The sequence below is a fragment of the Oleiphilus sp. HI0132 genome, from assembly GCF_001635845.1.
In genome coordinates this window covers 1-5097 of the sequence record NZ_LWGJ01001089.1, presented here as the reverse complement: position 1 = coordinate 5097, position 5097 = coordinate 1, and the positions used below count along the sequence as shown (strand labels likewise).

General features: G+C 46.9%; 6 protein-coding genes. 3 read left to right on the top strand and 3 right to left on the bottom strand.

What is annotated here, in order from left to right; genetic code table 11:
- Window positions 1-225 precede the first annotated feature (225 nt).
- The 3 genes from A3766_RS14255 (at window position 226) to rpsT (ending at window position 2261) form a co-directional block, all read left to right on the top strand.
- On the top strand, window positions 226-513 hold the full coding sequence (locus A3766_RS14255) for a hypothetical protein (protein WP_068512300.1): 288 nt from the start codon (window positions 226-228) through the stop codon (window positions 511-513).
- A gap of 108 nt (window positions 514-621) precedes the next feature.
- Entirely contained in the window at window positions 622-1830 is a 1209-nt protein-coding gene (locus A3766_RS14250) for an iron-containing alcohol dehydrogenase (protein ID WP_068512303.1), read from the top strand.
- 164 nt (window positions 1831-1994) lie between these two features.
- Window positions 1995-2261 (top strand): 30S ribosomal protein S20, encoded by a 267-nt coding sequence (gene rpsT, locus A3766_RS14245; RefSeq protein ID WP_068511686.1) that lies wholly within the window; start codon window positions 1995-1997, stop codon window positions 2259-2261.
- 64 nt (window positions 2262-2325) lie between these two features.
- Here the strand turns inward: rpsT and proB are convergent, their stop codons facing one another.
- The 3 genes from proB to rpmA form a co-directional block, all read right to left on the bottom strand.
- A complete protein-coding gene (gene proB / locus A3766_RS14240) occupies window positions 2326-3459 on the bottom strand; it encodes a glutamate 5-kinase (RefSeq protein WP_068554938.1) in 1134 nt (377 codons plus the stop codon).
- Window positions 3460-3501: 42 nt separating this feature from the next.
- Window positions 3502-4704 (bottom strand): Obg family GTPase CgtA, encoded by a 1203-nt coding sequence (cgtA, locus tag A3766_RS14235; protein WP_068511679.1) that lies wholly within the window; start codon window positions 4702-4704, stop codon window positions 3502-3504.
- Between the two features lie 129 nt (window positions 4705-4833).
- Window positions 4834-5094 carry a 50S ribosomal protein L27 gene (gene rpmA, locus A3766_RS14230; protein WP_068509869.1) on the bottom strand — a complete coding sequence of 87 codons (261 nt, stop codon included), beginning with the start codon at window positions 5092-5094 and terminating at the stop codon, window positions 4834-4836.
- Window positions 5095-5097: the final 3 nt, after the last annotated feature.

Here is a 5097-nt window from a genome sequence, read left to right as displayed (position 1 = left end):
TGACATCAGCCCGGAGCACAAACAAGTGTTAAGCAATGCTATTGAGAAAAACCAAGCCATGGTGAAACAGATACTGTCGAGCGCAAGCACTGCGGACAAAGAAGCGATCAAGCCCTTTTTGAACGATATCCTAAAAATGATGGAAGAACCTTATTAAACATATGGCCACCCAGGCATTACTCACCAAACTAAAACAAAGTCCTCCTTAAGTAGACCCACAACCCCATGTCCAAAATAAAATCTGATGCTGATAGCCTCATCAAAAAGCATCGCAATCTTATCCACTCCCAAGACAAGAAAGTTATCTCTCATGTACAACGTGAGCAAGATGATGGCTGGCTAGTTAATACGCTAATGCTTGAAGATTGCGATACGCCATTTCAGTTTAAGCGACAAAAAACCTACAAAAACCTAAAAGGCGCTCGAGTCAACCTAACCTACTATTCAGACACACAAAAGCTCGCTGGAATGGATTTTGAGCTGATGAAAGTAGTACGAATTCGTATAGCATGACTCCAAGTCATTTTACTTTTCAATAATTAGAGCTTATACTCTATTTTTTTAGAGCAGTTACTCTAAACATCCACTCTACAACTTTGCGAATTACGATTAGGTATTGTCATGTTATTTTCTTTAAAAGTTCAATATTACAAAGGTCTAGCAAAAGCACTAAAGGTCGCTGCAGCAGTCGTTCCGATGCCAAAGCCAACGCTTTTCACTGGTGCAGACTCCTCACTGGAATTATGCGATGCTATTGGCCAACTAGGCATTAAAAAGCTAATGATTGCGACCGATGAAGTACTCGTCAGCATCGGACTAATCGACAAAATCAAAGCTCGCTTGGAAGAACTTGACATCAAATACGTAATCTACGACGGCATTCTTCCTGACCCAACCTATGATCAGGTACAAGCAGGTCTAGACTTATTAAGAAACAACAACTGCGAAGCAATTCTTGCCGTAGGCGGTGGCTCACCGATTGATGCAAGCAAGGCTATCGCAGCACGCGCAACAAATGACAAGCCATTAGAGAAGATGGCCGGCTTATTCAAGTTACGTAAAGCACCTTTGCCACTATTCGCCATCCCGACAACTGCAGGCACTGGCTCAGAAGTAACCATCGTGTCTGTCGTATCAGACCCTGAAACCCATCAAAAGACACCTATCATTGACCCTAAACTGGTACCCATGATGGCCGCTTTAGACGGCGCAATGATGCTAGGCCTACCTGCTGCAGTGACGGCTGCAACCGGAATGGACGCACTGACTCATGCGATTGAGTCTTACATTTCAGTTAATGCTACCGATGAGACCGACGCTTACGGAACAGCTGCTACACGTCTAATCATGGAAAATCTTGAAACAGCAGTGAAAGATGGCAGCAACCTGGAAGCTCGACAAAATATGGCTATGGCGTCTTACTATGCTGGCCTGGCTTTCACCAAAGCGAGCGTAGGCTATGTTCACGCCATCGCCCACAACTTTGGTGCGTATTACTCTACACCACACGGTTTGGCCAACTCGATTGTCCTACCGCATGTTCTGGATTATTCAAAAGATGAAATTACAGAACGTCTTGCCAAGCTCGCGGAAGTAAGCGGGCTAAAAGAAGGTAAAGAAAGCAACAGGGAACTTGCCGATAAGTTTATTCAGCGAATTCGTGAAATGCTCAAAAGCTTTGACATCCCTGAGCAACTTGGCGACCTTAAGACCGAGGACATCCCAAAGATTGCCAAATCAGCTCTTGAAGAAGCACATCTTAACTACCCAGTGCCCAAGTATATGAACCAGAAGGTATGTGAAAACCTGCTGAATAAAATGGTCGCTTAAGTAAAGCAAGTAAGTCTAAGCATAGACTATTGACAAAGGACTAATAAAACGGCATAGTCTCGCGTCATTTTTATATGAACTGGGATCGAGCACTTTTCAGCAACATCAAGTGTAAGCGCTCCCAGTTAATTTTTTAGTAATCCGCGAAATTTAGGAGCAACACGGTGGCCAACTCCCCATCTTCAAAAAAGCGCGCGCGTCAGCAAGAGAAACGCCGCCAACACAATGCTAGCCAACGTTCAATGGTTAGAACTTACATCAAAAAAGTAGACGCTGAAATTGCTGGCGGAAACTACGATAACGCACAAGCAGCTTTCCTAACTGCTCAGCCAATTATCGACGGCATGGTAAACAAGGGTATCTTCCCTAAAAACCGCGCCGCTCGCATCAAGAGCAACCTGAACGCACAAGTTAAAGCCCTTAAAGCTTAAGCTTCGCTCTCAGGCATAAAAAAACCGGCAAACGCCGGTTTTTTTATGCCTGAAGTTTAGCATCTCAAAGCAACACAAGATTATCACGATGAATAAGCTCAGCTTCATGGCAAAAGCCTAGAATCGATAAGATTTCGTCACTCGACTTACCTAGAATCCTCTTCGCATCTGGCGCATCATAATTTACTAAGCCTCGCGCAAATTCCCTGCCAGAACTATCTTTGCACGAGACCATATCACCACGCTTGAAACGACCACTTGCCGAAACAACCCCGACAGACAGTAAACTTTTACCACCACGCTCTAGCACTGCCACAGCCCCATCATCAAGCACCAAATTACCTGCTGTCTGGAGATGCCCTGCCAACCATTGCTTACGCGCAACTTGTCTTGAGGTTGAAGGCAGCATCATAGTACCCAAATCCTCTGCCGCTCTTAAGCGCAACAAAACACTTTCTATCTTGCCACCAACAATCACACTATAAGCACCGGAACGCGCCGCCAAACGGGCTGCTCGCACCTTGGTCGCCATTCCACCACGCCCTAGCGCACCTGCACCACCGGAAGCCATCTCCTCTAGCCGCTCATCTGAGGCCAATACCTGAGTCAACATTTGCGCATCAGCATTTCGACGCGGATCCTTATCAAACATCCCCGCCTGATCCGTTAAAATTATCAGGCCATCAGCCTCAACCAAGTTGGCAACCAAAGCCCCCAAGGTATCATTATCACCAAAACGAATCTCATCCGTCACAACCGTATCATTTTCGTTGATAATTGGAATGGCACCCAACTCAACAATTGAACGAACGGTACTTCTAGCATTCAAGTAGCGCTTGCGGTTAGACAGATCATCGTGCGTCAACAAGACTTGAGCTGTATGCAAGCCATGCTTTTGGAACTCTTCTTCATAGGCCTGAACCAAACCCATTTGCCCGACCGCAGCCGCAGCTTGCAGCAAGTGTAACTCCTGAGGACGCTCGCTCATCCCCAAGCGCGCCATACCTTCCGCCACAGATCCGGAAGACACTAAAATAATTTCAAGCCCCTGACGATGCAACTTAGACAACTGCGCCACCCAGTCACCGATAGACTCTCGAGCCAAGCCCTTACCATCATCAGTCAGCAATGCACTGCCGATTTTCACAACCCAACGGTTTGCACGACTTAGCTCAGCGCGCCCAGTACACTCAGTCATATTGATACAACCCTATCGCCCACCACAAAACCACTCACCACACTACTGAGCATATACCACTTCAACACCATCATCGTCATCGCCGTCATCAAAATCGTCATCCAGCTCCTCACCTGCCAGGCGCTTAGCCTTGCGAGCCGCCTTCAGAGCCTCTAGATTATCTCTAGCTTCCTGATGCATCTTATCCTTAATCAATTGCTCCTGCTCAGCTAAGGCTTCATCAGCTGCCTCAGCCGCATTCTTCTCATCAATCCATGTCATGATATCCCGACACAAGTTCGCTAGACCAGCAGACTTAATTGCCGACACCTGATAAACGGGCCCCGTCCAATTTAACGCTTCTACTAATTTCTCGCATATAGCCTTACGATCTTCTTCTGGCAATAAATCAAGCTTATTCAGAACCAGCCAGCGATCCCGGGAAGCCAAGGTAGGGCTAAACTTTTCCAACTCAGCCGCTATCGCCTGCACCACCTGAGCCGGATCTGAGCCATCGTAAGGCGCCATATCAACAACATGAAGCAACAGACGAGTTCTTACCAAATGCTTCAGAAAACGAACACCAAGGCCCGCTCCTTCTGCAGCACCCTCAATCAAGCCTGGAATATCAGCAACCACAAAACTCTTATGCTCTTCAACACGCACTACACCCAAATTAGGTACTAACGTTGTGAAGGGGTAATTAGCCACTTTAGGCTTAGCTGCAGAAATTGAACGAATCAGCGTAGACTTACCTGCATTAGGCATACCAAGCAAACCTACATCCGCCAACACCTTCAACTCCAAACGCAGGCTACGTGACTCACCTTCACTCCCTTTAGTTGTCTGACGGGGCGCTCTATTCACACTGGATTTGAAACGAGTGTTACCCAAACCATGAAAGCCACCTTGCGCCACGATGAGCTCTTGCCCGATCTCAGTCAAATCCCCTAGCACTTCTTCAGTGTCCGTGTCGATAACTGAAGTCCCTACCGGAACCTGAAGAAACAAACTCTCACCCTTTGCTCCAGTACAATTACGCCCGGCACCCTGCTCACCAGATTGAGCGCGATAATGCCTGACATAACGATAATCGACCAAAGTATTCAGCGACTCACTTGCCACCAGAATAACTGAACCGCCGTCTCCGCCATCTCCACCATCAGGCCCACCCTTCGGAATGTACTTCTCTCGACGAAAGCTCAAGCAACCGTTACCACCTTTACCAGCCTCTACTCCAATTGTCGCTTCATCAACAAACTTCATTGCACACCCCTTAGATTAGTACCCAACGACCAACATTTGACCCTATAAGGAAAATAAAGTCGATCAGCAAATAAATTGCAAAAAAAAAGCTCCGCACAGCGGAGCCTTTTCCAAATCCGTAACGACTGCTTACTCCGCAGCTTCAACCGTCACATATTTGCGGTTCAAAGGACCTTTTGTTACAAACTTCACAACACCACCAGATGTTGCAAACAATGTATGATCCTTACCACAACCAACATTATCGCCTGCGTGGAAACGTGTACCACGTTGACGCACAATAATGTTGCCTGCTTTAACTACTTCACCACCGAATCGCTTAACACCTAAACGTTTCGACTCCGAATCGCGACCGTTGCGGGTACTACCACCCGCCTTCTTATGAGCCATTAT

Coding starts and splice junctions, on each gene's coding strand:
- proB (WP_068554938.1), bottom strand. CDS start 3,459: ATGACTGAGTGTACTGGGCGCGCTGAGCTAAGTCGTGCAAACCGTTGG.
- A3766_RS14250 (WP_068512303.1), top strand. CDS start 622: ATGTTATTTTCTTTAAAAGTTCAATATTACAAAGGTCTAGCAAAAGCA.
- A3766_RS14255 (WP_068512300.1), top strand. CDS start 226: ATGTCCAAAATAAAATCTGATGCTGATAGCCTCATCAAAAAGCATCGC.
- rpmA (WP_068509869.1), bottom strand. CDS start 5,094: ATGGCTCATAAGAAGGCGGGTGGTAGTACCCGCAACGGTCGCGATTCG.
- cgtA (WP_068511679.1), bottom strand. CDS start 4,704: ATGAAGTTTGTTGATGAAGCGACAATTGGAGTAGAGGCTGGTAAAGGT.